20 protein-coding genes are annotated in these 24,968 nt (G+C 60.1%); 10 read left to right on the top strand and 10 right to left on the bottom strand.

Translation table 11 applies throughout. The annotated features are described in order from the left end of the window. Positions 1–17 precede the first annotated feature (17 nt). Entirely contained in the window at positions 18–995 is a 978-nt protein-coding gene (locus tag N554_RS0105575) for a Bug family tripartite tricarboxylate transporter substrate binding protein (protein WP_029582581.1), read from the bottom strand. Between the two features lie 251 nt (positions 996–1,246). On the opposite strand from N554_RS0105575, the gene N554_RS0105570 reads away from it, so the two are divergent. Beyond that, the gene (locus N554_RS0105570) at positions 1,247–3,358 is read left to right on the top strand and encodes a molybdopterin oxidoreductase family protein (RefSeq protein WP_029582580.1); all 2,112 of its coding nucleotides are present in this window, start codon (positions 1,247–1,249) and stop codon (positions 3,356–3,358) included. Positions 3,359–3,494: 136 nt separating this feature from the next. On the opposite strand, the gene N554_RS0105560 is transcribed toward N554_RS0105570, so the two are convergent. The 3 genes from N554_RS0105560 to N554_RS0105550 form a co-directional block, all read right to left on the bottom strand. Continuing rightward, complete coding sequence (locus N554_RS0105560) at positions 3,495–3,923, bottom strand: GlcG/HbpS family heme-binding protein (protein WP_029582579.1); 429 nt, start codon at positions 3,921–3,923, stop codon at positions 3,495–3,497. 29 nt (positions 3,924–3,952) lie between these two features. Continuing rightward, entirely contained in the window at positions 3,953–6,901 is a 2,949-nt protein-coding gene (locus tag N554_RS0105555; protein ID WP_029582578.1) for an FAD-binding and (Fe-S)-binding domain-containing protein, read from the bottom strand. A gap of 148 nt (positions 6,902–7,049) precedes the next feature. Beyond that, positions 7,050–7,796 carry a GntR family transcriptional regulator gene (locus tag N554_RS0105550; RefSeq protein ID WP_029582577.1) on the bottom strand — a complete coding sequence of 249 codons (747 nt, stop codon included), beginning with the start codon at positions 7,794–7,796 and terminating at the stop codon, positions 7,050–7,052. A gap of 126 nt (positions 7,797–7,922) precedes the next feature. On the opposite strand from N554_RS0105550, the gene N554_RS0105545 reads away from it, so the two are divergent. The 6 genes from N554_RS0105545 to N554_RS0105520 all read left to right on the top strand — a co-directional run bounded on the left by N554_RS0105545 (position 7,923) and on the right by N554_RS0105520 (position 14,813). Beyond that, positions 7,923–9,131: a pyridoxal-phosphate-dependent aminotransferase family protein gene (locus N554_RS0105545; RefSeq protein WP_029582576.1), complete on the top strand. Its 1,209-nt coding sequence runs from the start codon at positions 7,923–7,925 to the stop codon at positions 9,129–9,131. 247 nt (positions 9,132–9,378) lie between these two features. Then, positions 9,379–10,584 carry a pyridoxal-phosphate-dependent aminotransferase family protein gene (locus N554_RS0105540; RefSeq protein WP_029582575.1) on the top strand — a complete coding sequence of 402 codons (1,206 nt, stop codon included), beginning with the start codon at positions 9,379–9,381 and terminating at the stop codon, positions 10,582–10,584. A 48-nt stretch (positions 10,585–10,632) separates the two neighbouring features. Then, on the top strand, positions 10,633–11,430 hold the full coding sequence (locus N554_RS0105535) for an enoyl-CoA hydratase/isomerase family protein (protein ID WP_029582574.1): 798 nt from the start codon (positions 10,633–10,635) through the stop codon (positions 11,428–11,430). 169 nt (positions 11,431–11,599) lie between these two features. Beyond that, a complete protein-coding gene (locus N554_RS0105530; RefSeq protein WP_371259461.1) occupies positions 11,600–12,577 on the top strand; it encodes a Bug family tripartite tricarboxylate transporter substrate binding protein in 978 nt (325 codons plus the stop codon). A gap of 147 nt (positions 12,578–12,724) precedes the next feature. Continuing rightward, positions 12,725–13,267, top strand: coding sequence for a tripartite tricarboxylate transporter TctB family protein (locus N554_RS0105525; RefSeq protein ID WP_029582572.1), 543 nt, complete (start codon positions 12,725–12,727; stop codon positions 13,265–13,267). 28 nt (positions 13,268–13,295) lie between these two features. Continuing rightward, on the top strand, positions 13,296–14,813 hold the full coding sequence (locus N554_RS0105520) for a tripartite tricarboxylate transporter permease (protein ID WP_029582571.1): 1,518 nt from the start codon (positions 13,296–13,298) through the stop codon (positions 14,811–14,813). Positions 14,814–15,126: 313 nt separating this feature from the next. On the opposite strand, the gene N554_RS0105515 is transcribed toward N554_RS0105520, so the two are convergent. Together N554_RS0105515 and N554_RS0105510 are read right to left on the bottom strand one after the other, a co-directional pair. After that, entirely contained in the window at positions 15,127–16,371 is a 1,245-nt protein-coding gene (locus N554_RS0105515) for an ERF family protein (protein WP_029582570.1), read from the bottom strand. Beyond that, the gene (locus N554_RS0105510) at positions 16,355–17,176 is read right to left on the bottom strand and encodes a YqaJ viral recombinase family protein (protein WP_051677332.1); all 822 of its coding nucleotides are present in this window, start codon (positions 17,174–17,176) and stop codon (positions 16,355–16,357) included. Before N554_RS0105510 ends, N554_RS0105515 begins: the two co-directional genes overlap by 17 nt. 209 nt (positions 17,177–17,385) lie before the next feature. On the opposite strand from N554_RS0105510, the gene N554_RS37895 reads away from it, so the two are divergent. Continuing rightward, on the top strand, positions 17,386–17,622 hold the full coding sequence (locus N554_RS37895) for a helix-turn-helix domain-containing protein (protein WP_029582568.1): 237 nt from the start codon (positions 17,386–17,388) through the stop codon (positions 17,620–17,622). Positions 17,623–17,784: 162 nt separating this feature from the next. On the opposite strand, the gene N554_RS0105500 is transcribed toward N554_RS37895, so the two are convergent. Both N554_RS0105500 and N554_RS0105495 read right to left on the bottom strand, forming a co-directional pair. Beyond that, on the bottom strand, positions 17,785–18,978 hold the full coding sequence (locus N554_RS0105500) for a CaiB/BaiF CoA transferase family protein (protein ID WP_029582567.1): 1,194 nt from the start codon (positions 18,976–18,978) through the stop codon (positions 17,785–17,787). A gap of 650 nt (positions 18,979–19,628) precedes the next feature. Further along, complete coding sequence (locus N554_RS0105495; RefSeq protein ID WP_029582566.1) at positions 19,629–20,417, bottom strand: outer membrane protein; 789 nt, start codon at positions 20,415–20,417, stop codon at positions 19,629–19,631. Positions 20,418–20,531: 114 nt separating this feature from the next. Here N554_RS0105495 and N554_RS0105490 point away from each other — a divergent pair, with 114 nt between their 5' ends. Then, positions 20,532–20,876 carry an addiction module antidote protein gene (locus tag N554_RS0105490; RefSeq protein WP_197033425.1) on the top strand — a complete coding sequence of 115 codons (345 nt, stop codon included), beginning with the start codon at positions 20,532–20,534 and terminating at the stop codon, positions 20,874–20,876. On the opposite strand, the gene N554_RS37890 is transcribed toward N554_RS0105490, so the two are convergent. After that, positions 20,873–21,058: a hypothetical protein gene (locus tag N554_RS37890; protein WP_245283529.1), complete on the bottom strand. Its 186-nt coding sequence runs from the start codon at positions 21,056–21,058 to the stop codon at positions 20,873–20,875. The two genes, N554_RS0105490 and N554_RS37890, sit on opposite strands and share 4 nt — an antisense overlap. 316 nt (positions 21,059–21,374) lie before the next feature. Here N554_RS37890 and N554_RS42810 point away from each other — a divergent pair, with 316 nt between their 5' ends. Beyond that, positions 21,375–23,051, top strand: a complete 1,677-nt coding sequence (locus tag N554_RS42810; RefSeq protein ID WP_081851143.1) for a M10 family metallopeptidase — start codon at positions 21,375–21,377, stop codon at positions 23,049–23,051. Between the two features lie 890 nt (positions 23,052–23,941). Here the strand turns inward: N554_RS42810 and N554_RS0105470 are convergent. After that, positions 23,942–24,808, bottom strand: a complete 867-nt coding sequence (locus tag N554_RS0105470; protein ID WP_029582562.1) for an NAD-dependent epimerase/dehydratase family protein — start codon at positions 24,806–24,808, stop codon at positions 23,942–23,944. Between the last annotated feature and the right edge of the window lie 160 nt (positions 24,809–24,968).

The raw sequence follows: 24,968 nt of genomic DNA, 5'->3' as shown, positions 1-24,968 counted from the left end.
TTGAGCTTGGTTTGACGCTATTGCGGCTTATCGCCGAATTTCTTGACGACCTCGGCCCATTTCACAATATCGCCCCGCAAATGTTTGTCGAACTCCTCCGGGGTCATCGATATCGGCACCGCGCCCTGTTCGGTCCAGAGCTTGACGATGTCCGGCCGTTTGACCACGGCATTCACCGCCGCGTTCAGCTTGTCGATGATTGGCTTCGGCGTCCCTGATGGAGCCATCAACCCGAGCCAGATGGTCGCCTCGTAGCCGGGCACGCCGGCTTCGCTGGCCGTCGGCACGTTCGGCAGCACCCTTGAACGCGCCTTGCCGGTAGTGGCGAGCGCCCGCACCTGGTTCTCTGCGACATTGGGGGCCATCGCCGGAACTGCGTCGATCATCACCTGCACCTGTCCGCCGATGACGCCGCTGCGCGCCTCGCCGCTGTTACGGTAGGGCACGTGCACCACATCGATGCCGGCCATGCTTTTGAACAACTCACCGGCCATATGATAGGGCGTGCCCTGGCCGGATGAAGCGTAGTTCAACTTTCCCGGCTGCGATTTGGCGAGCGCGATGAATTCCTGCAGCGTCCTTGCGGGCACCGACGGGTGCACGACGATCAAGAGGTCGGAGTAATTGATCGCCGCGATCGGCGCCAGATCGCGCATCAATTCATATTTGCGCGTCGGCACCAGCGATTCGTTCGCCGTCTGAGTATTCGACATCATCAACAGCGTATAGCCGTCGGCCGGCGATTTGACGGCCTCGAGGGTGCCGATGACGCCGCCGGCACCGGTCCGGTTCTCGACCACGAACGGTTGGCCGAAACCCTCCTGCAGGACATTGCTGAGCAAGCGGGCCGTTACGTCTGCTGGGCCGCCGGCGCCGAAGGGAACGATGATCTTGATCGGCCGCGTTGGATAATCCTGCGCGAGACCTGCAATCGCAGCAATTGGGGTCGCAACAAGAGCTGCCGCCAACGCGAGCGCAAGCCTTGAGCCCGTCATTTCAAACTCCCTGATTTAGTCTTGTTTTGCGTTGCACTGGTTTGGCGAAGTCTAGCTGCAGCGGCAATCGGCTGTCGACGATAGACTGGATGTGCACGGCAGGAATAAAAGATACCGTTCGGTGTACCCAATCTGGCCAGAACCAGCGGATAGATGAGCCTTATCCCAGCTCATAATGCATAGCACGATCGTTCCGGACTACCGGATAAATGCCCTCGGCTGTCGCCGTTTTTGATGATAGCTATCGGCACATGAACCAACAGGCCAAGATCGACATCCGGCATTCCACGTGTCCGCACGATTGCCCGTCGGCCTGCGCGCTCGATATCGAGGTGGTCGATGGTTCCACCATCGGCCGGGTGCGCGGCTCCAAGCTGCAGAGCTATACGGCAGGTGTCGTGTGCGCCAAGGTCGCCCGCTATGCCGAGCGCATCCATCACCCCGAGCGGCTGATGCACCCGCTGCGGCGGACCGGGCCAAAGGGATCCGGTCAATTCGCGCGGATTTCATGGGACGAAGCGCTGGACGAGATCGCCGCGCGGTTCAACGAAGCCGAACGTGAGTTCGGCGCCCAATCGGTTTGGCCCTATTACTATGCCGGCACGATGGGGCTGGTGATGCGCGACGGCATCAACCGCCTTGCGCATGTGAAGAAATATTCCCGCTACTACAGCACGATCTGCGCCAACATCGCCCGCGTCGGATTTGCCATCGGCACTGGCAAGATCGCCGGCGTCGATCCGCGCGAGATGGGTGTCTCCGACCTGATCGTGATCTGGGGCACCAATCCGGTGAACACCCAGGTCAACGTAATGACGCACGCAATGCGCGCCCGGAAGGAACGTGGCGCAAAGATCGCGGCGATCGATATCTACAATAACGATACCATGAAGCAGGCCGACATCAAGGTCATCTTGCGGCCGGGCACCGACGGCGCCTTCGCCTGCGGTGTCATGCACGTGCTGTTTCGTGACGGTTATGCCGATAGGGCTTATCTCGATCGCTACACCGATTGTCCGGCCGAGCTCGAGGCGCATCTGGCGGCCCGCACGCCGGAATGGGCCTCGTCAATCTGCGGTGTGCCGGTGCAAGAGATCGAGGCATTTGCCCGCACGGTCGGCGAAACCAAGCGTGCGTTCTTCCGCCTCGGTTATGGCTTCACCCGCAGCCGCAACGGCGCGGCGCAGATGCACGCGGCCTTATGCATTCCGGCCGTGACCGGCGCCTGGCAGTACGAGGGCGGCGGCGCGTTTTTCAATAACTACGCGCTCTGGAAGTTCAATGAATCGCTGATTGAGGGACACGACGCGATCGACCGCAGCACGCGAGTGCTCGATCAATCCAAGATCGGCCGCATCCTGACCGGCGACGCAGAGGCGCTGAGAGGCGGCCCGCCTGTCAAAGCCATGCTGATCCAAAACACCAATCCGATGGCGGTCGCGCCGGAGCAGGCGCTGGTGCACCGGGGGTTCGCGCGCGAGGACCTGTTCATGGCGGTACATGAGCAGTTCATGACCGAAACCGCTGCCATGGCAGATATTGTGCTGCCCGCGACGATGTTCATGGAGCACGACGATCTCTATTACGGCGGCGGCCATCAGCACATCTCGGTCGGTGCCAAGCTGATCGATTCCCCCGGCGAGTGCCGGTCGAATCACGAGGTGCTGCAGGGCCTCGGCCGCCGTCTCAACGCCGTGCATCCTGGGTTCGAAATGTCGGCGCGCGAGTTGATCGACGCCACCCTCAAAAAGAGCGGTCACGGTGACATCGAAACGCTTGAGGCCGATCTGTGGCGCGACCTGCAGCCGGATTTCCGCACCTCGCATTACCTCGATGGCTTCGCGCATGCCGACGGCAAGTTTCACTTCAGAGCGGATTGGGCGCACCCTCCGATCGGCAATGCCGGACTAATGGGCGCCTGGGAAAAGATGCCGTCGCTGCCCGATCATTGGACCATTATCGAGGAAGCCGACGAGGCGCATCCGTTCCGGCTCGCCACCAGTCCGTCGCGCAGTTTCCTCAACACCAGCTTCAACGAAACGCCGTCATCTCAGGCGCGCGAAGGCGCGCCGACCGTGATGATCCATCCGGCCGACGCCGCGCAGCTTGCCGTCGCCGACGGCGATGTGGTCACCCTGGGCAACACCCGGGGCGAGACGACGCTGACCGCAAAATTGTTCGATGGTGTGCGCCGCGGCGTGTTGATTGCGGAATCGATTCATCCCAACAAGGCTCATATCGGCGGTCGCGGCATCAACACCCTCACCGGCGCCGAGGCGGTCGCGCCGATCGGCGGTGCCGCTTTCCACGACAACAAGGTCTGGGTGAAGAAGGCTGCGCCGTCAGCTATTCCGGATAGCTAAATCGCTCTTGATATCGGTCGATCAAAGCATCGCCTATACCGAAAGTTACATCGCATTGCTGGTGACGACGGAGGATGCCAAGGAGGGTTTCACGCCCTTGGCGAAAAGCGCAAGCCGTCACGGCCGGGGGAGGTAACTACCCCGCGTTAGCCTTCAGTCCGGCGGCCTCGATGCCTGCGATTGCACAGACCTCATCATTGTCCGAGCTGTCGCCACTGATTCCGACCGCACCGAGCAGAGTACCACCGTCTTGAATCAGCACGCCGCCGGGGACCGGCACCAGCCGGCCCTGCGCCAGCGTGTTCACTGCGTCAATGAAATAGGCCTGCTCCTGCGCGCGCTCGAACAGTGCCCGCGATCCCATGCCTATCGCCAGCGCTCCGTAAGCCTTGCCATGGGCAATCTCGCTGCGCAGCAGGCTGGTGCCGTCTTGCGCGGCAGATGCCTTGACGCAGCCGCGTGCATCGAGAACGGTGACGACCAGGGGTTTCAGTTTCTTCTCGACGCCTTTGGCGAGGGCTACATCGAGAATCTTGCGGGCGACGTCGAGGGTCAGTTCAGCCATGAATGGGTTCCTATCCGATCGGGGAGGGGTTAAGGGTTGGATCGCGCGCTGTCGAGGCTCATCGCTAGCACGCGCGCGACGTGAAGGGCGCTACGCTCGGCGCCGTCCTTAATCTGATGTCGGCACGACGTCCCGTCGGCCACAATCAGCGCCGCGGCGTCCGCGCGCCGCACCGCCGGCAGCAGCGATAGTTCGGCCATCTCCATCGACGCCCGATAGGTGTCCGCGCCGTAGCCGAAGGCGCCGGCCATGCCGCAACAGCTCGATTCGATGGTTTCGACATGCAAGTTGGGAACCAACCGAAGCACCTCCTCGACCGATTTGAATGCACCGAACGATTTTTGATGGCAGTGGCCGTGCACGAGAGCTTTCCCGGCGAGTGGACCGAGCGGCAGCCGCAGCAGGCCGGCCTCAGCTTCGCGAACCAGAAATTCCTCGAATAACAACGCGTGCGCGCTGATGCTTTTTGCGATCTCGTCGGAGCGCAGCGACAGCAGTTCGTCGCGCAGCGTCAACAGACAGCTCGGTTCCAGACCGAGGATGGGCACGCCGCGCAGAGCGAATGGCGCGTAAGTGGTGACCAGCCGGTCGAGCTCAGTGCGTGCGTGATCAACCAAGCCGGCCGAAAGGAACGTCCGCCCGCAGCACAATGGCCTGGCACTGTCCGCCGACTTTGGGATGTGAACACGGTAGCCGCCTTCGACCAGCACGCGCAGCGCGGCGTCTAGGTTTTCGCGCTCGTACGTACGGTTGAAGGTATCGGCGAACAGCACGACCTCGCGGCCGTCGGGCGGGCCGATCGCGTCGAAGTCAGGCCTGAACACATCGCGCCGCCACTTCGGCAACGCGCGTTGCGCGCTGATGCCGGCTATTTTTTCGAACAGCATCCGCAGCAAGGGGCTGTTGTTGCGCCAATTGGCAAGCGGCGCGAGGCGCGAGACCAGCGTCGCATAATGCGGCAGGAAGCCCACCATGCGATCTCGGAGCGAAAGCCCCTGCTTCATGGCACGCGCGGCAAGAACTTCGATCTTCATCTTGGCCATGTCGACGCCGGTCGGACATTCGTGACGGCATGCCTTGCAGGAAACGCAGAGCTTTAAAGTGTCCATCATCTCGTCAGAGGCGAGGGCATCGGGGCCAAGCTGCCCGGAGATCGCAAGCCGCAGCGTATTGGCGCGTCCACGTGTGACGTCTTTCTCGTTGCGGGTGGCGCGATAAGACGGGCACATCACGCCGCCTTCGAGTTTGCGGCAGGCGCCATTGTTGTTGCACATCTCGACGGCACCCTGGAAGCCGCCACCAGCGCCGGGATAGGCGGACCAGTCGAGCACCGTTTTCAATTCACCGACACGGTAGTCCGCCGGATAGCGAAACAGCGAGCGATCGTCCATCTTGGGCGGATCGACGATCTTGCCGCGATTGAGCACATTATACGGATCGAAGCGCTGCTTGACCTCCCTGAAATCGGCGATGATGCGCGAACCGAACATCGCCTCGTGAAACTCCGATCGCACGAGGCCATCGCCGTGCTCGCCGGAATGCGATCCCTTGTATTCGCGCACCATCGCAAAGGTTTCTTCGGCGATAGCCCGCATCGCCTTGACGTCTTTTTCGAGTTTCAGATTGAGGACGGGGCGCACATGCAGGCAGCCTTCCGAGGCGTGCGCATACATGGTGCCTTGGGTGCCGTGCTTGGCAAAGATGCCGTTGAGCCGTTCGGTATAGTCTGCAAGATGCGAAAGCGGTACCGCGCAGTCCTCGACGAACGAGACCGGCTTGCCCTCCTGCTTCATCGACATCATGACATTGAGGCCTGCGGCGCGGAATTCGGCGATGGCGATCTGCAGCGCGGGCTCGGTTATCTCGACCACGCCGCCCCATTTGCGTTGCGGATGGTTCCAGCCGAAACCGAGATCGGCCAATAATTCGCCAAGCTGCTTCAGGCGCATGAGGTTTTCGGCCTGATCTTCCTCCGCGAATTCGACAATCAAGACCGCATCGGGATCGCCGCGTACCGCTGCGCCGATGATCGGTTGGAACATCACGATCTCGCGGCCAAGCGCCAGCATGGTGCGATCGACCAACTCCACCGCAATCGGCCGCAGCTTCACCAGATGCCGTGCGGCATCCATCGCCTCGTAGAAGCTGCCGAAGTGGCAGACGCCCAAGACTTTGTTGCGAATGACCGGCCAAAGTTTCAGTTCAACCTGCGTCGTGAAGGCCAGCGTGCCTTCGGAGCCGACCAGCAGGTGCGCCATATTGTTTGGCGCGTTGCGCGGCACCAGTGCATCGAGATTATATCCTCCGACGCGGCGCTGCACTTTTGGAAATCTTTCGGCGATCTCGCCGGCTTCACGCGCGCCGAGCGCAAGCATATCGCGAAATAGATCCGGGCCGATGTCACTCGAATTCACTCGCACGAGATCGCGCGGCACCTCGCCGAAATGCAACAGGGTGCCGTCGGCAAGGGCTGCGTCCATCGACAGCGTGTTGTCGCGCATCGTGCCATAGCGCAGCGAACGACCGCCACAGGAGTTGTTGCCGGCCATGCCGCCGATGGTGGCGCGGGACGCGGTGGAAACGTCGACCGGAAACCACAGCCCGTGTTTCTTCAGCTGCCGGTTGAGGTCGTCGAGCACGATCCCCGGTTCGACCACGCAGCTGCGGTTTTCGACGTCGAGCGAGATGATGCGATTCAGATGTTTGGAAAGATCGATAACGATGCCGTCATTGACGGTTTGACCGCATTGCGAGGTTCCGCCGCCACGCGGCGTGACGATCTTGCCGTCGTCGCGGCATATTGCCAGCGCCCGCAGCGCCTCATCCATAGTCCGGGGAACTACGACTCCCAGTGGCATGATCTGGTAGAATGAGGCGTCGGTCGCATAGCGACCGCGGCTGAACGAATCGAACAAGACCTCGCCGGTGGTATTCGCTCGAAGCCGCTGTTCAAGCCGCGGGAAGCCTGAATTCGACATCTGGGACCCCAGTCGGCCGCTACGAAGACTTACGATTCTGCTCCCTAATTCGAAAGCATTGGAAATGCAATTATTTTCGTATTTTCTGAAATTATGAATTCAAAATAAAATGATCTGGACTACCGCGAGGACTCTGTCCGTGAGCGGATCAGGCCGGAACGGGCGAGGAGAGAGCAGCGTCTGCCTCGCTCAAATGCTCGATCGCGGCGGTCCGCTTATTGCGCAGATGGTGGAAGAGGATGTCGCTGAGCTCGCTGCCTGCTCGCCGCCGCAGCGCCTCGAGGATCATTTCATGCTCACGCATCGCTTCGCCCCAGCGCTCACGTTTGCGCGCAAAATTGGCGGAATAGCGAATGCGACGTATCCGGCCGGCGAAATTGCCATAAGTCGCCAGCAAAGTAGCGTTGCGGGACGCCTCGACAATTTTCTGATGGATGAGCTGGTTGATGCGGAAGTAGCCGTGCATGTCGCGATGTAGGTAAAAACCGTACATTTCGTAATGCAGCCGCTCGATTTCCGCGATTTCCTCATCAGTGATGTTTTCGCATGCCAGACGTCCGGCAAGACTCTCCAGTCCGCCCATGACGTCAAAGAGCTCGCCCAGTTCGCGCTCGCTCAATTGCCTGACGCGCGCACCGCGATTGGGCAGCAGATCGACCAGCCCTTCCGACGCCAAAACCTTCAAAGCCTCGCGCAACGGCGTGCGGGAAATCCCAAACATGGAACACAGCTGACGCTCCGGCACACGGCCGCCATCCGGGATGTTGCCCTCCACGATGTAGTCCCGCAATCGCGCCAGGATCTCGCCGTGCAGCGAGGGCTCCTCGCGGCCCGCATCGACGGCCTCGGTTTGAACCGGCACGGAGGTCGGGTCGCTTGGAATCACTGGTTTCATTAGGCGAACGATAATGCCCAAAAGGCGGAACGTCGACAAAAATTTGAACGCATAAATTGATTGAACCCGAAAGAATTGAATGCAATATGGACCATAGCAGCAGGCAGGCGTGGGATGGAGGAAATCATGACCAAGCATCAGGGACGCCACTTCCTTCAGATACCCGGCCCGAGCCCCGTTCCGGATCGCGTGCTCCGGGCGATGGACATGCCCGTGATCGATCACCGCAGTTCGGAATTTTCTGAACTGGCAAAAGCGGTTTTCGAAGGCAGCCGGAAAATCTTCAAGACGTCCGGACCGGTCATCATCTTTCCATCCTCGGGTACGGGCGCCTGGGAGGCCGCGATCGTCAACACTCTCTCACCCGGCGACAAGGTCTTGATGGTGGAGACTGGCCATTTCGCCACCTTGTGGCGGCAGATGGCAGCGCGCTGGGGCATCGAGGTGGACTTCATGCCCGGCGACTGGCGCCACGGCGCGGAGCCCGCGGCGATTGAAGCCAGGCTCGCGCAGGATTCATCGCATGCCATCAAGGCCGTCATGGTGGTGCACAACGAAACCTCCACGGGGGTGACCAGTCGCGTCGGCGACATCCGCACTGCGATGGACAAGGTCGGCCATCCCGCGCTGCTGCTTGTCGATACGATCTCCTCGCTGGGCTCGATCGATTACCGCCACGATGAGTGGAAGGTCGACGTCAGCGTCAGCTGCTCGCAAAAGGGATTCATGCTGCCGCCGGGGCTCGGCTTCAACGCGATCTCGGAGAAGGCCCGCGCCGCGGCCAAGACCAACAAGATGCCGCGGTCCTACTGGGACTGGGAAGAGATGCTGAAGCCCAATGCGGCTGGCTTCTTCCCCTACACGCCAGCCACAAACCTGCTCTACGGCCTGCGCGAAGCCATCGCGATGTTGTTTGAGGAAGGGTTGGAAGCGGTATTCGCCCGCCATAAGCGCCTCGCGACCGCCACTCGCGCCGCCGTCGCGCATTGGGGCCTCGAAGTGTTGTGTCTTGAGCCGGCCGAATATTCGCCGGTGCTGACGGCTGTGCTGATGCCGCCGGGACACGACGCCGACCAGTTCCGGAAGACTGTGCTCGACAATTACAACATGTCGCTGGGTTCCGGACTGTCGAAGCTCTCCGGCAAAGTGTTTCGCATCGGTCATCTCGGTGAATGCAACGAACTCACCCTGTTAGGCGCGCTGACCGGGGTCGAGATGGGATTGTCCCTTGCCGGCGTGCCGCACCGTGCCGGCGGCGTGGCGGCGGCGATGACCGTTCTCGAGGAGCGCACCCAGTCCAACGTGTCGGCGCAACTCAAGGTTATATCGAACTAAGCAACTGGTCGTGCGCATCGGTTCGGGGCGACAAGCAGATCCGAGCATAGGCGGACTGTCCGGGAGGACGAAAAATGCGATTTCGCTTGAAAGGTGCCCATGGTGCGGTGCGATGAGCGGCGGTGATGCCGCAGCAATAGAGGTGCCGCGGACCAACGCTAGGCTTGTGCCTGGCAGGGGGACAAGCCTGTCAAAAAGTGTTATCCGGGCGCCGCTATCGCAAAGATCTCGCCCGGAAGGACGCTACATGACCGTGCATACTGGAAGGCATTTCCTTCAGATTCCAGGACCGACCAACATACCTGACCGGGTGCTCCGGGCCATGGACATGCCCACCATGGATCATCGAGGTCCTGAATTCGCCGAGATTGGTTTTGCGGTGCTGGCGGCCTTGCAACGCGTGTTTCGCACCAAGCAGCCGGTGATCATCTATCCGTCGTCGGGGACTGGTGCATGGGAAGCCGCGATCGTGAATACGCTGTTGGCTGGCGACAAGGTATTGATGGCCGAGACTGGTCAGTTCGCTGTGCTGTGGCACGGCATCGCCGATAAATTCAAGCTGGACGTCGATTTTTTGGCCGGCGACTGGCGGCGCGGGGCTGATCTGGAGCAGATCGAGGCGCGGCTTGCTGCCGATCGCCAGCACCAAATCAAGGCCGTGATGATCGTGCACAACGAGACATCGACCGGCTGCGTCACCCATCCACTCGAAGTCCGCAAGGCCATGGATCGCGTCAAGCATCCGGCGCTCTTGATGGTCGATACCATTTCCGGCCTCGGTTCACTGGAATACGAACACGACGCCTGGGGCATCGACGTGTCTGTTGCCGGTTCGCAAAAAGGGCTGATGCTGCCACCGGGCCTCGGCTTCAATGCGGTGTCGGAAAAGGCGCTCGCGGTGGCGAAGGCCAACCCGTCGATGCGGTCGTATTGGGATTGGCAGGAAGTCATTGCTATCAACAAGGCGGGCACCTGGCCCTACACCCCGGCGGTCAACCTTCTCTTCGGCTTGAAAGAAGCTATTGCCATGCTCGAGGAAGAGGGGCTCGACAATGTCTTCGCGCGGCACAAGCGCCACAGCGCGGCGACGCGCGCGGCCGTGAAAGCGTGGGGACTGGAAACGCAATGCCAGGATCCACATGCCCATTCGCCGGCGCTCACCGGCGTGGTGATGCCGGAGGGCCATGACGCCGACAATTTCCGGAAAGTGGTGCTCGAGAATTTCGATATGTCGCTCGGCACCGGCCTTAACAAGATCAAGGGCAAGGCGTTCCGAATCGGCCATATCGGGCATTTCAACGATCTGATGCTGATGGGCACGCTGTCGGGTATCGAAATGGGTCTCGATCTCGCCAGGGTGCCGTATCGCAGCGGCGGAGTGCTCGCCGCCATGGAAGTTCTGAAAGGACGCGACGTGGTCGCGATGTCCAAATCAACCGCCGCGGTTGCTTAAGTTGAGTATGAATCTTTCCGACGCGTGCAAGAGCAGAATGAGCGAACGATGAACGCCCTAGCAACGGCGACTGACGACCTGATCTACGATGTTGAGGACGGCATCGCCCGGCTGACCTTCAACCGTCCGCAAGCGCGCAACGCGCTGACATTTGCGATGTACGAGCGTATGGCGGCCATCTGCGAGACCGTCAACGCCGACCGCTCGATCAAGGCGATGATCCTGACCGGCACCGGCGACAAGGCGTTTGCCTCGGGCACCGACATCTCGCAATTCCGCGCCTTTAAGACGTCGCAGGATGCGCTCGATTATGAGGCGCGCATCGATCGCGTGCTGGGTGCGCTCGAACAGGTCAGGGTGCCGACGATCGCTGCCATTGCCGGAGCCTGCACCGGCGGCGGGGCGGGGATCGCCGCCTGTTGTGACATCCGGATCGGTACAGAGGCGACACGGATCGGCTTTCCGATCGCGCGGACGCTCGGCAATTGCCTGTCGATGTCCAACATCAGTCGGCTCACTTCGCTGATCGGGCCGGCGCGGACCAAGGATCTGATTTTTACAGCTCGGCTGATCGAGGCGCCGGAAGCGCTGACGCTAGGGCTGCTCAATGAAATAGTGCCTGACGTCGCAACCCTGCAGCGCCGCGCCGACGAAACCGCAAAGCTGGTTGCTGGCCACGCGCCGATCACGCTTGAAGTCACCAAGGAGGCGGTGCGCCGTATCCGGCGGACATTGTCGCGCGACGAGGGTGAGGATTTGATCCTTCGCGCCTACATGAGCGAAGATTTTCGCGAGGGAATGGATGCCTTCCTCAACAAGCGTACACCTAACTGGAAGGGAAAATAGACCTGGAAGGGAAAGTAGACGCTCACTGCCTGAGAACCCCTGCGAAAGTCATAACGCTTGGCGCTATGACCTGCTTGAACCCACGATCCTTAGTTAGCACAATGACGCCACGAACGCGCCCGGCAATGTTGGGCTTCAAAAAAGATAGAGGGAGAAACACGTGCAAAACATCCTGAAAGCCGCCGCTGCTCTGACGGGCCTGCTGGCGAGCGCGCCGGCGATCGCCGCCTGGGAGCCGACCAAGCCCGTTGAGATTGTGGTCGCGGCCGGGGCCGGCGGCGCCTCCGACCAGATGGCGCGCATGATGCAGGCCGCGATTCAGAAAAACAATCTGATGAAGCAGCCGATGGTCGTGTCGCTCAAGGGCGGGGCGTCCGGCGCCGAAGCGCTGATCTACATGAAATCCAGCGAAGGCGACCCCAACAAGGTGCTGATCGCCTATTCATTGATCTATATGCTGCCGCTGTCGGCGAAGATTCCGTTCAACTGGCGCGAGCTGACGCCGGTCTCGGTCGTCGCGCTAGACCAGTTCGTACTGTGGGACAATGCGGCTGGGCCGAAGACGGTCAAGGAATTCATTGCCGCCGCCAAGGCAGCCAGTTCGCCATTCAAGATGGGCGGCACTGGGTCGAAGCGCGAGGATCACGTTCTCACGGTGTTCATGGAGCAGAAGACCGGCGCGAAATTCTCGTATCTGCCCTACAAGTCCGGTGGCGAAGCGGCGACCCAACTTGTGGGCAACCATAGCGAATCCAACGTCAACAACCCCAGCGAAAATCTCGAGGTCTGGCGCGCCGGCCAGGTTCGCGCGCTCTGCGTCTTCGACAAGGAGCGGATTTCCTACAAGACCAAGGTGACCGAAACGCAGTCGTGGAATGATATCCCGACCTGCAAGGAAGAGGGCCTCGACATACAATATCTGATGCTGCGCGCCATGTTTCTGCCCGGCAAGGTCACCCCTGAACAGCAGGCATTCTACGTCGACCTGTTTCAGAAAGTGACGCAAACGGCTGAATACAAAGACTACATGGAAAAGCAGGCGCTGAAGCCGATCTTCCTGACCGGCAACGACATGCTGAAATTCCTCGAGGAAGACGACGCGCTCAACAAGTCGCTGATGACAGAAGCGGGGTTCGTGGCGAAGTAGATGATGCTGTCATCCCCCGCCACCGGGTCTCGCTTTTCGCGAGCCTATCATCGGGCTTGCCCGATGCGAGACTGCGGTGGCGGATGATAATGGTGATTTTGCTGGTGCTCAACGAAACAACCGCCGAACCCAGATAACGAAGCCTCCATGTCCGATACCGAAATTGAAATTGTCGTCGACGATCCCACCGCGCCGGAGGCCGACTCCCCGGCCATAACCAGCATCCGTGTTGTCGATGTCACGGTCTCGCTGCTGCTTGTGGCGCTGGCGCTGACGCTTGGCTATGACAACTGGCGCACTGGCATCGCGTGGGATGCAACCGGCCCCCAGGCCGGCTATTTTCCGTTTTATCTATCGGTGATTCTCGCCGGCGCCAGCCTCTACGGGGTCGTTGTCGCCTTCCTGTCTCGCCAGGAGGCTTCGGAAACCTTCGTCACTCGCGCCCAGTTTCGTCGAGTCATGCAGGTGTTCGTTCCGACGCTGCTGTTCTGCCTGGCCATGCAGTTTCTTGGGCTTTATGTCGCGAGCTTCCTGTTGATTGCCGGCTTCATGCGGATGGTCGGGCGCATCGCGTTGTGGAAGTCGCTACTTACGGCGTTCCTGTTCACAGCCATCATGTTCGTGACCTTCGATATCGCCTTTGACGTCATCATGCCGAAGGGGCCGCTCGAAGCAGCGTTCGGTTACTAGCGCATGCGCAAACCAGGGTAACTCGTCCATGGAAGCTTTCGGGCTATTGATGCACGGCTTTGCCGTCCTGCTGACGTGGAAGACGCTTGTCCTGATGATGGTCGGGCTGGTGCTCGGCATTTTTGTCGGCGTGCTGCCGGGCCTCGGCGGCCCGAACGGCGTGGCGATCTTGCTGCCGCTGACGTTCAGCATGGACCCGACCTCCGCCATTGTGATGCTATCGTGCATCTACTGGGGCGCGCTGTTCGGCGGCGCCATCACCTCGATCCTGTTCAATATCCCCGGCGAGGCGTGGTCGGTGGCGACCACGTTCGACGGCTATCCGATGGCGCAGCAGGGCAGGGCTGCCGAGGCGCTGACTGCGGCGTTCACGTCTTCCTTCATCGGCTCGCTGGTCGCGGTGCTCCTGATCACGTTTCTGGCGCCGATGATCTCGTCATTCGCACTGAAATTCGGACCGCCGGAGTTCTTTGCGGTCTACCTGTTGACCTTCTGCTCGTTCGTAGGGCTCGGGCGCGAGGCCAAGCACAAGACCGTCATTTCGATGTCGCTCGGACTGCTGCTGGCCGGCGTCGGCATGGATACCGTCTCGGGCCAGCTGCGCATGACCTTCGGCTCCGGCGAGCTGTTGCGCGGCATCAATTTTCTCGTCGCGGTGATCGGGCTGTTCGGAATCAGTGAAATCCTGCTGACCATGGAGGAGCGTCTCGCGCTGCGCGGGCATGCCGCGGCGATCAGCCTGCGCGTGGTACTGAGTGTATGGAAAGACCTGCCGAAATACTGGGTGACGCTGCTGCGCTCGTCATTCATCGGCTGCTGGCTCGGCATTACGCCGGGCGGCGCGATCGCGGCCTCGTTCATGGGCTATAATCTCGCCAAGCGCTTTTCCAAGGACCCCGAGGGTTTCGGCAAAGGCCGGATCGAGGGCGTGTTTGCGCCGGAAACCGCGGCGCACGCTTCCGGCACCGCGGCGCTGCTGCCGATGCTGGCGCTGGGCATTCCAGGCTCCGGCACCGCGGCGATCCTGCTCGGCGGGCTGATGGTATGGGGCCTCAACCCCGGCCCGCTGCTGTTCGTCGAGCATAAGGATTTCGTGTGGGGCCTGATCGCCTCGATGTATCTGGGCAATGTCGTTGGCCTCGTGCTTGTGCTTACGACGGTGCCGATTTTTGCATCAATCCTGCGAGTGCCGTTCGCCGCTGTTGCGCCGATGATCGTGGTGTCCTGCGCCATTGGCGCCTATTCAATCCAGAACGCGATGTTCGACATCTGGCTGATGCTCGGCTTTGGCGTCGTCGGTTATGTCTTCAAGAAGATCGGCATTCCCTTAGCGCCGTTCACCTTGGCGCTGGTGCTCGGCAACCGCGCCGAGGATGCGTTCCGGCTGTCGATGATCGGTTCCGGCGGCGACATGAAGGTGTTCTGGTCGAACGGCCTGGTCGGCTCGATCACGACATTGGCGATCGTGCTGCTGTTCTGGCCGGTGATCGATAAGGCGTTCGGCAGTATGGGACGGCTGTGGCGGCCGGCGAAGGCAGCCGGCTAGCCGAGGTGGAACGGCGGACGAGACCCGCGTGAGTTTCCGCGATCATGTGGTCCGCGCTGGCTTCAACTATCAATTCACGTCGGGACCAGTGGTCGCCAAATACTGAGCGGTACCGCCGTCATTGGACTTACCAAAAGGCCCCGGATTTCCGAAGCTTTTCTTGTCACAGGGCCGTCGTGCATCAACTTTGCGTCACACCACTTTGCCTTTCCTCAACTCAGCAATCTCATCAGCGTTTCCAATTCCGTGTGGAATGGGTCCCGATTGCCGGCACGGAAACGACGCGTGGTGGCGCTGCATATTTTGGCGGTTTTTATTCGATGCGCCGGGTCGAGACCCAGAGCTCCCGTGACGTTCCGACAGGATCGATGGCCTGTTTGCTCCACCAGGCCTGCTCATCGCCAAAGCGATGGTTTTCGCGGTGATGGGCTCGGCACAGAGGTACTGTGAATTCGTCGCTGACCTTGCGCCCCATCGCGCGGGGTTGGGTAAATCGCAGATGATGGGCGTCAGTGGGGCTTCTCCCGCAAACCAGACACGGCTGCGATGCAACAAACTTGAGGTGAGCTTTATCGCGATGCCGACGGGGCTCGCTGATCGTGAGCTCGCTTTTTTGGATTTTGGCGGGAGTAGCGTCGGCTGAAGCCGACGGATTGTCATCGATGGTTGGTTTCGACGGCACCGGAGGCGCAGCAGATTGCTCGGGCGCGGCTTTGACCTTTCTCGGGCGCCTCTTTGGCCGCAGCGGCTTGACGGCATCCGTCGGCGCTGGCGGCGGCTGGAGTGGTGTTAGATCGGTTACCGTCGTCAAAGCATCCGGCAATGCGCCTTGCAGGGCCATCCTGCCCGCGAAGGCGTCCTCGACAAGCTTTGCGTCATCCGCAGATAGGCGGTTCTTGGCCTTCAGGATGGCTATCGCGCGAGGCTGCAGGTCATCTTCCAGCAGGGTTTCGATCTCCCGGATGAGTTGCGCCCTGGTCGCGGCGGACTCCTCGACACCGAGCTTTTCCAGAGAAAGCGGGATGCCGGGGTTGCCGGTTCGGAACCGGCTTGAACGGGCGGGCGCCGGCTCAGCGCCGGACCCGGGAGCAAGACGAGCGTCCGCAGCCTTGTCGCCCAGTGGCTGGTCGTTGGTGAGATCGGGGGCGTCGACATCATCCTCGCCAGCGATCCCCACCATTGTAAACAGTGCGTAGCGTCGGGCGTAGGTCAGTGCTGCTCCCATCCGTCGGGGTGCGGATGTCTCGGATAACTGGCACACCGGCCAGTCCGAGGAGATCCACTCGCCCGAGGTGTGCAGGAGCGTGGTGGTCAGGTTGACCATGCCGTTGGCCCGATCAATGTCGGTGGTCTGGGCGATCGCGATTTGCTGGCCGCCTAAGGTCTTTCTGATGATGTCCAGGCCGCTGGACAGTGAGGCGTAGCGGAAGCTTTGCGGACTGTCTGACCTGACGTTGTAGACCGTTCCCACCATCGCCTTCTCGGGATTGGAGAGTTCGGTCTGGGCTTTCGCTAGCGCGGTAGCAATGGCGGCAACGCTTTCACTGGACCGATGCATGGCGGGCCTCCATCTCGACCAGATCGAAGCTGACCGCGCCTGATTTGGACCGTTTCGCCCGGATGCCATGGCCCATCGCCTCCTTGGCATCCTCCGGCATCAGCCCTTTGAGCTCGTTCTTGGCCCGCTCGTGGTCGAGGTGGGCCCCTCGGGTTTCGCAAAACAGAGCTGCAAATTCCGCCCAGGAGTTGGAAGCGTTCATGTCGACCACGCGGACCGCTTCGATCCGTGGTTTCGGAGGTTCGCAATCGAACAGGGCAGGGGTTTCGCCGGTCTTGACCGCCCGCCAAAAGGCCTTTTCGGCTGCAATCAGGATTGTCTGGTAGATCGGGTCAGCCTCGATCGACAGTTCAACCCACTTGCCGCCGCCGTTGATGATGGAGAGCACGGATTTCTTGGTGCCCGCGACCAGCATGTTGTGCTGGAGCTGAGCCATGTGCTTCTCCGCGGCCGCCTCTTCCGAGAACGACCAAGGCAGCATGAATTTCGCCTCAAATACCGCGCCGGTTTCCTTGACCAGTCCATCCAGCGTGGCGGCCATCCACGGCATGGTCCGGTGGACGGCATGGCGTTGGATGTCAGAGATCCGGTTGCCCGAGTTGAGTTCATACCAGCGCCGGTTGAGATCCTCGGTGACTAGGCCGAGCTGGACGATCAGCACGCCTGAAAGGTCGAGTGCGGCGACCTCACCCCGCTTTTCCCGCCAGAGCCACAACAGGGCCTTCTCGTCCTTGCCCATGATGATGCGGGCATCCGAGCCACCGATGAATTGGCGCCGGTCGTAACTCTGTGTCGCCTTGGTCATTTCTATATGTCTCTTTGAAAATGGATGGGAATGCTTGGGGCAGCCACGGCAAATTCACCCGTTGGATGGGGGGATTGAACTCGGACATAGCTCCGCCCTTCACCAAAGTGGCGTTGTCGCTCGATAGGGTTGATCTCGCAGGCTGTCTTATGCGATACCTGAGGTATTAAAGGCTGGCTCCGATCAAGTCAATACCTGAGGTATTAAAATTGTCCATCACCAGCGAGCAGGTTCGCGCGGCACGGGCGCTACTGCGGTGGGAGCAGCGCGACCTCGCCGAAGCTTCTGGCGTTTCGCTTCCCAGCATAAAGCGGCTTGAAACTCAGCCTGGCGTGCTCGCGGCACAAGAACGGACAATCGTGGAATTGCGTAAAGCATTAGAAAAGGCGGGCGTCGAGTTCATCGCAAAGAACGGTGGAGGCCCCGGCGTGCGGCTTCTAAGATAAGACAATATGCAATTTATGGGGCATCCCGCGAGCCGATACGAATTGTCGGTTCGACGATCGGTCCGAGCGAATGCGGATTCGTCTTGGCCGAACGTCCAACCGGGCCCTAGGTTAGGGCGCTAATTGGATTCGGCTAGCTCGAAGTTGGGTCCCGCCGCTGTTTCACACGACCTTGCCTTGCTTCAGCGCGACAATCTCGTCAGCGCCAAATCCAAATTCCGCAAGGACCTCGTCGGTTTGTTCGCCGAATTCCGGCGGCCGCGCCGCCATTTTGCTCGGCGTTCGTGACAGCGTGACCGGCTGACCGACCAGGCGGATGTGGCGGTTCTCGACGTTCGGCACATCTTGCGCAATGCCGAGGTGCTTGACCTGAGCGTCCTCGAACATCTGGTCGATCGAATAGATCGGGCCGCACGGCACGCCGGCGGCGTTGAGCTCCCTGACCCAGGTCTCAGTGGATCTCTTTTCAGTGAGCTTGCTGATCTCGGCATTAAGAGCGTCGCGGTTCTTGGAGCGTGCCGGCGCGGTGGCGTAATCGGGATTGGTCACAAGCTCGGGCGCGCCGATCGCCTGCGCACAGCGCTCCCAGATCCGCCCGCCCGTGGTCGCGATATTGATATAGCCGTCTGAGGTCTTGAACACACCGGTCGGGATGCTGGTCGGATGGTTGTTGCCGGCCTGTTGTGCCACGTCCTTTTCCATCAGCCAGCGCGCGGCCTGGAAATCCAGCATGAAGATCTGCGCCTGCAGCAGCGAGGTCTGCACCCACTGGCCCTCGCCGGAGATATCCCGCTCCAGCAGCGCCGTGAGGATGCCCATGGCACAGAACAGCCCGGCCGTAAGGTCTGCGACGGGAATGCCGACGCGCATCGGCCCCTGGCCCGGCGCGCCGGTGATCGACATCAGCCCGCCCATGCCCTGTGCGATCTGGTCGAAGCCGGGACGCTTGTGATAGGGGCCGTCCTGGCCGAAGCCGGAGATGCTGCCATAGACGAGGCGGGGGTTGATCTTGCGAAGGCTCTCATAGTCGATGCCGAGCCGTGCTTTGACATCCGGGCGGAAATTTTCGACTACGACGTCGGCCTTTTCGGCGAGGCGCCGGAACACCTCGAGGCCTTTCGGGTCTTTCAGGTTGAGCGTCATCGCGCGCTTGTTGCGGTGCAAATTCTGAAAGTCAGAACCGCGGCGCGGGCCCCCCGGCTGCTCACCGCCGGCATCCTCCATTAGCGCATCGATCTTGATGACGTTGGCGCCCCAGTCCGCGAGCTGCCGCACGCAGGTCGGCCCGGAGCGGACGCGGGTGAGATCGAGCACGGTGAAGCGGGACAGGGCTTGCGAGGCGCGCGGGGACGGCATTCAGGAAACTCTCGTTTTTGTGGAATTCCGCGTTCGAACTGGCACGCGATGCGTTGCTCGGCTTAGACAATTTAGCGGAGATTTCCAATTGTCGTCTCTGCTGGTTCGAGCTTTCTTCCGGGTGCTGATCTGAGATCCCAGCTCGATGAGCCTGGAGCGCCGGCTCGGCCCCATCTACCCCCGAAATGGAACGCGAAGACTGAGCAAGGCGAAAAAATTTCTTCCAGCTCTGCCGGACCGGGCGAGACGAGCCTGAGCTTTTTGGGCGCAAGCGCCCGGTCAATCGCGCACTCTGCTTCTCTTACCGCCTCGCATTTAGTCGCAGCTTGGCCCGTTGTTCCGGAAACCTGTGAGTAGAGGCATTGCAGCCACGTTCAAGGGCTGTTGTGATGCCCAGCCATGAGCACCAAATCGCGTGCCAGACGGGTTTTCTGCTGCGAAGATACGCGCGGAAGGGGTGCGCAAGCGTGTATCGAGGCCATCCGCGAGGTTGATCGAGCCGAGCAGCGTGGTCGATCTGCATGGAAGGATAGGAGGGGTCCGCCCTAAGACGAACCCGGGTGCTCCATCCGTTCCGGCCGGATTTGCTCCGGCACAAAAAAGCCCCGGACGATGCCGGGGCTTTTGAATTGCTTGAGTTTTAGCTGAGATCAGTACCGCGCGCCGGCCGGGCCACCCCAGTTGAAACGATAGACCAGCGAGGTGCTGATGGTCTGCACCCAGGGCTTGAAAGTAATGGCACCGCCATTAAGGGCGCCGGTGGCGACATCGGTCTCGGGCAGGGAAATGCGGTCATAGAAAGCCGAACGATATTCGGTCTTCATGAACCAGCCAGGCGCCGAGATTCCGAAAATGTCCAAGTTGTTCTCGACGCCGCCGCCAACGAACCAGCCATCACGACGGAAGGAAGGCGTGGTAGCGACGGCCGGCCCGCCTCCTGCGGCCAAGGTCGTGAGAGTGGAGCCTGACCACTCCGAACCGGAGTAACCGCCATTGACGTAGGACAGCACTTGGGGCGCAACGAGATAACCCACTCTCACGCCAGCCGCATAGCTCGTCCGAAGCTTTTCACGACCCTCAATCTGGAAGTCGGGATCGCTCAGGGAACCACGGATTTCTCCGAATTGCCCATCACCGAAAATGCCGGCCACCCAAGGACCGTTGAACTGCCAGTCATACCCGATGCCGACGGTTCCGAACCAGCCGCTGCCACCCATCCGCTGGTCACGGGTTATGGCGGCGCCGCCGGGGAAGGTCTGCACGTTGCTGTCCGCGTTCCACAATCCGCCGCCGCCACCGCCGAAGATGTAGAAGCCAGTCCAGTTAAAGACCGGCGCCGGCGGGGGAGGAGCCTTGGTGTAACGGGCGGGAAGGTCGGCAGCGATGGCTGATCCGGTGAAAGCCGCAATGGCGGACAAAGCAATGACTAACTTTTTCATGGTAAATTCCCCATTGGGCGATTTTGAGTTGCGTCTTGAGCATACCCGGATTCGAGGCGAAGCCTGTCACTCAGAAGCCACAGTGGCGATCAAATGGTTCTAGGGAGGGTCTCGGTGTCCGCCAAGCAAAGCTTTGATCCCAAGAAATTTCGCGATAATCCAGCGCTGATTTCTGAATATCTCAACGAAGCACTTGCCAGCTACGATCTTGCTGTTCTCGTCGCGGCTATAGGTACCGTGATGCGAGCTCAGAATGTCGTTGCTCTCTCTGAAGAGACGGGTTTGCGACGGGAGAACCTGTACAGGATGTTTGCGGGGCATAGAGACCCTTCGCTCGGGAATACCATGAAGATGCTTGCTGGTTTCGGCGTTCAATTCGCGGTCGAACCTCGGGCATCATTCAAGGTGAAACCGCCGCGGCCCAAGTTAGGTAGGCCCAAAGCCGAGGCGGCGGACTAGAACGCAGTCGATTCGATCACGAGATTGGCGATCGTTTTGGTGTTCTGGCCCCTGATCAGTGTGTCGTCAGGCTGCCGCGAGATGAAGAGCTCCAGCGCTTGCGCTGTGCCTCGCTGTCGCGCGATTTCATATTCCTCCTGCACCGCGATCTGGGGATCTCGTGCGGGGACTGGTCCTTTCACGGATAACTTTCCCTCGTCCGCGGATGCCTTCCTGGCCATGGAGATGCGTCCTTCGCGAAACGTTTGATCTGGTTCGGGCAGCTCATCCCTCCAACGAATAGGGCCGTTGCAAAGAAGAGGACGCGACCTCCGGCACGTTGCATCATCGTTTTCGCGGTCGATGACAGGGAACTCTGGGCGCTTCCGCCAGGGAGCCGTCCAGTTAGTTTAGCCCAACAGGATTGAAAGGGTGATAGGCCCAAATTATGCCGACTTATTGTTCGCTTAAGATGTGAAGGCGCAGCGCAAACACCTGCTGAGGCACCAAGGAGCGTCGTTGGCGACCACCGTAACTGTTTCCAAAACAGACAATCCAGAAATCGATGGTTTGCTGGGCGGCACGAAGTGGTCCGGCACGATCACCTACAGCTTTCCCGATTCTCCGAGCGATTATTCCGCAAACTATCTCGGCAACGGCGAGTCAACAGCTGCAGGCTTCTCGGCGGCCCCCTTCGCGATGCAGCAAGCCATCAGCTATGCTTTCGCGCTGATCTCGAGTTACACCAACGCCCCGATACAGTTCGCGGGAACGAACGGCGCGGACATCGCGATCGCCAAATCCCCCGCTGCCAATCCGACCTCATACGCTTACTATCCGGCGAGTGTTCCCGCGGGCGGGGACATTTGGTTTGGGACCGCCTACGATTACTCCCTGGCAGCGCTCGGGAACTACTATTTCACGATAGCGCTCCACGAGCTAGGCCACGCGTTGGGCCTCAAACACAGCCAGGAAACCGGCGGCGTCGCCAACGTCGCGGTGCCCGCCGCGCATGACGATCTCGAATACACCGTCATGAGCTATCGCAGCTATATGGGTGGACCACTTACGGGCTATACCAACGAAGCCTATGGCCATCCTCAAACCTATATGGCGAACGATATCCTTGCGCTGCAAACGCTTTACGGCGCGAATTTCACGACGCATAGCGAAAACACGGTCTATTCCTGGAATCCGGCCACAGGGCACGAGTTGATCAACGGCGTCGCGCAACTGGCGCCGGGCAACGGTGCCGGCGGCTCGGCAAACCGTATTTTCGAGACGATCTGGGACGGTAATGGAATCGATACCTATGACATGTCGAACTACACGACGGCGGTGTCGATCAATCTCAATCCTGGCGCATCCTCGATTACATCGGCGACGCAACTTGCGTATCTTGGAAGCGGCCATTACTCGGCAGGGAATATCTACAACGCGTATTTATATGACAATGACGCGCGGTCCTATATCGACAATGCTATTGGCGGCTCGGGCAACGACACGCTAACCGGAAATGCGATCGCAAATAACTTCAACGGCGGCGGTGGCAATGATACCCTTACCGGCGGTGCGGGCAACGATACGATCGTGGGCGGCTCCGGCACCGACGTTGCGGTATTCTCGGGCGCTTACACCAGTTACCTGATCGCTTACAATTCCGCGACGCAGGCGTTGACGGTAACAGATCAGCGAAGCGGATCGCCCGATGGGACCGACACTGTTGTCGGCGTGGAAAATTTCCGGTTTTCGGACGGAACGTTTGCGGGCTCAACCTTCATAAGTCCGCCGATGGTAATCGAGTCGTTTGGATCGACCAGTCTGGTCGCAGTTGGGAATAACTATTTTCTCGATAGCAATAGCACCGGGTCCGGCGATATCTCGTCAGGCCCTGTATCGCAGCACGTGGCCTCGGTTATCGATGACACATTCGTATTCCGGCCTGGCGTCGGCGCGGAGGTCATCGAGAATGCCGTAAGCACCGACACAATTGCACTGGATAGATTTTCGTCGGTCACCCACAACGCACAGCTGGCGGCGCTGTTAAATGATGCGCAGACCGGTCAGTCGCAAGCTCTGTTCCAGTCGGCGAATGGCGGCCATGATACGGTGATCAACCTCGGAAATCACGATAGCATAAGTCTGATGGATGTTCATATCTCCGACCTGCATGCGAGCAACTTCATTATTCGCTAGCGAGACGTTTCATCTTATCGACACCTTCCTACGGTCAACTACTTCCGGCCTTAGATGCGCTCAAGGACGACCATCATTCGAAGTGCAATTTGCCGTTGAATCATTTCCCATGGATCTCGGTGACGTCGGCGGCGCTGCGTCAGCCTCAACCGTTACGAACGCGACTACTGAGAATAGGGCCAAACCCAGGGCGCGGAGCAAATGGATAGATTGCCGCTCTCAATTGTGGTTCCGGGTTTGACGCCGGAAAATCTCGATTGCATTTCAGCTTCACTGGACGCACTCACGCTCTCGCTTGATGCTTATATGCCACTGCCGTGCAGCCGGAAGTCGCGCAGTTCTCAAGCTCGCATATTCTCGGGTTCTTCCAGGCGCGAATCTTGGAGCCACGCTTGAAAGCGCGGAGCAGGGCACGGACGAAAACCGGATCACGATAATGGGCTTTCGACCGATCATGGACGCGGCAACGCTAGTGATCTCAATCCGCAGCGACCTTCACTCCCTGGGAGCGGCGGACATGTTGCGGCTCGAACTCCGCAAAATATTTCTGAACCATGGCGACCTGCGCGCGTGTTCTTGTCGAACCCGACGTTGTCGGCCCAAGACTTGATCTTCGAGAATATGCCGCTGCCCGGCCCGGCAGCGAGTTCGGCGCATCGAAGCCGAAAGTCGATCTGAACTGTCGATTCGGCGGCGATCCCAGCGAATGCGGAGGTACTGACATCCGATTTTCTACGTCGATTTGAAGCGCCGCGGGTTTGTCGCGACGCGAGCCTGGACGATTCTACGGGGGATCCTGCGCCGGGTCGGGTTCAGGCACCGCAGTATCGTTGCCTCGCACGCGGCATGCGCAACGACCTTCGGGGCCTTGCGGCAGATGATGCCGGCTCCTAGTCAAAAGTCGGATTGAACATTCTCGGTTTCCAACCGAAGTCGTCCGCCGCGGGGGTGGAATCAAAAGCCATATCCTTCATCATTCGCGTGCCCATCGCGGCATTGGCGCCGGGAAAAAGTGGCTTCGCAATGACAAAGGCGGCCTTCCACAAGAAGGGCGGTATTGAAATAGTACGCCGCGGCAGCCGCAGCCCATCAAAAATTCGACCGATCATCTCGTGGTAAGTAAGAGTTTCGCCACCAGGCAAGGAATAGAACTTATTCGCTGCGGAGTGACTCGATGCCGCGGAAATGGCTCCGATCGCCAGGTCCTCCGCATGCACCGGTTGCCGCAAACCCGGCCCTCCGCCGACAAGGGGCATAAAGCCGAATCTTCGGATAAGCTTCGACAACGGCGTAATATTGCGATCTCGGCCTTCGGCATAAATGAGCGTGGGACGCAATATCGTCCAGCCAATGCTGTTTTGACCACAGAGTGCGGCGATCTCTTGCTCTGCGTCAGCGAGTTTCTTCAGCGTCTCTCGCTCCGAGACGATTTCACTGTCAATTTTTGTTATGACGCTGGTCGAACTGAAGACGACGACCCGCTTCAATGAGGGATTGAAAAGATACGGAAGCGCCGCCGGCAACAGGATCGCGTTCGCAGTACAATATAGGGTCGCAAACGGCGGAAGCCCGAATGTCTCGGGTTTCTCAAGGTCCCCTTGAAACCAGTCGACGCCAGTTCTGGTTTGCCGCGACCTGGAAAGGGCGAGCGGGCGCTGTCCGCCGCGGACGAGGTGCTCGAGAATATAACCACCAGTAAGGCCGGTGGCGCCTATCACCAGGCTCTTCGCCTGCTCGCTATCTGTTTTCGCGTCCACCTAGCCCACTCGCTCTCGAAAAAATCTCAAAATACTTTGGTGCAGGGTGAATTCTCGCATTCATAGAGGATCAGCGCCAGAATTCAAGACGGCGCAAAATCAGCCAGCGTCTTTACCCCCAGAACGAGCGATGGTTGGCTTCTGAAAAAATGGACGCTCG

The organism is Bradyrhizobium sp. URHD0069, assembly GCF_000701345.1.
Classification (GTDB): Bacteria; Pseudomonadota; Alphaproteobacteria; order Rhizobiales; family Xanthobacteraceae; genus Bradyrhizobium.
This window is presented reverse-complemented; position numbering and strand designations above follow the sequence as displayed.

Bases quoted from the DNA above. Each gene is read 5' to 3' on its own strand.
- N554_RS0105570 (WP_029582580.1), top strand. From the start codon at position 1,247: ATGAACCAACAGGCCAAGATCGACATCCGGCATTCCACGTGTCCGCAC.
- N554_RS0105550 (WP_029582577.1), bottom strand. From the start codon at position 7,796: ATGAAACCAGTGATTCCAAGCGACCCGACCTCCGTGCCGGTTCAAACC.
- N554_RS0105495 (WP_029582566.1), bottom strand. From the start codon at position 20,417: ATGAAAAAGTTAGTCATTGCTTTGTCCGCCATTGCGGCTTTCACCGGA.
- N554_RS0105510 (WP_051677332.1), bottom strand. From the start codon at position 17,176: ATGACCAAGGCGACACAGAGTTACGACCGGCGCCAATTCATCGGTGGC.
- N554_RS0105540 (WP_029582575.1), top strand. From the start codon at position 9,379: ATGACCGTGCATACTGGAAGGCATTTCCTTCAGATTCCAGGACCGACC.
- N554_RS0105560 (WP_029582579.1), bottom strand. From the start codon at position 3,923: ATGGCTGAACTGACCCTCGACGTCGCCCGCAAGATTCTCGATGTAGCC.
- N554_RS0105575 (WP_029582581.1), bottom strand. From the start codon at position 995: ATGACGGGCTCAAGGCTTGCGCTCGCGTTGGCGGCAGCTCTTGTTGCG.
- N554_RS0105535 (WP_029582574.1), top strand. From the start codon at position 10,633: ATGAACGCCCTAGCAACGGCGACTGACGACCTGATCTACGATGTTGAG.
- N554_RS0105500 (WP_029582567.1), bottom strand. From the start codon at position 18,978: ATGCCGTCCCCGCGCGCCTCGCAAGCCCTGTCCCGCTTCACCGTGCTC.
- N554_RS0105525 (WP_029582572.1), top strand. From the start codon at position 12,725: ATGTCCGATACCGAAATTGAAATTGTCGTCGACGATCCCACCGCGCCG.
- N554_RS0105515 (WP_029582570.1), bottom strand. From the start codon at position 16,371: ATGCATCGGTCCAGTGAAAGCGTTGCCGCCATTGCTACCGCGCTAGCG.
- N554_RS0105555 (WP_029582578.1), bottom strand. From the start codon at position 6,901: ATGTCGAATTCAGGCTTCCCGCGGCTTGAACAGCGGCTTCGAGCGAAT.
- N554_RS0105520 (WP_029582571.1), top strand. From the start codon at position 13,296: ATGGAAGCTTTCGGGCTATTGATGCACGGCTTTGCCGTCCTGCTGACG.
- N554_RS0105545 (WP_029582576.1), top strand. From the start codon at position 7,923: ATGACCAAGCATCAGGGACGCCACTTCCTTCAGATACCCGGCCCGAGC.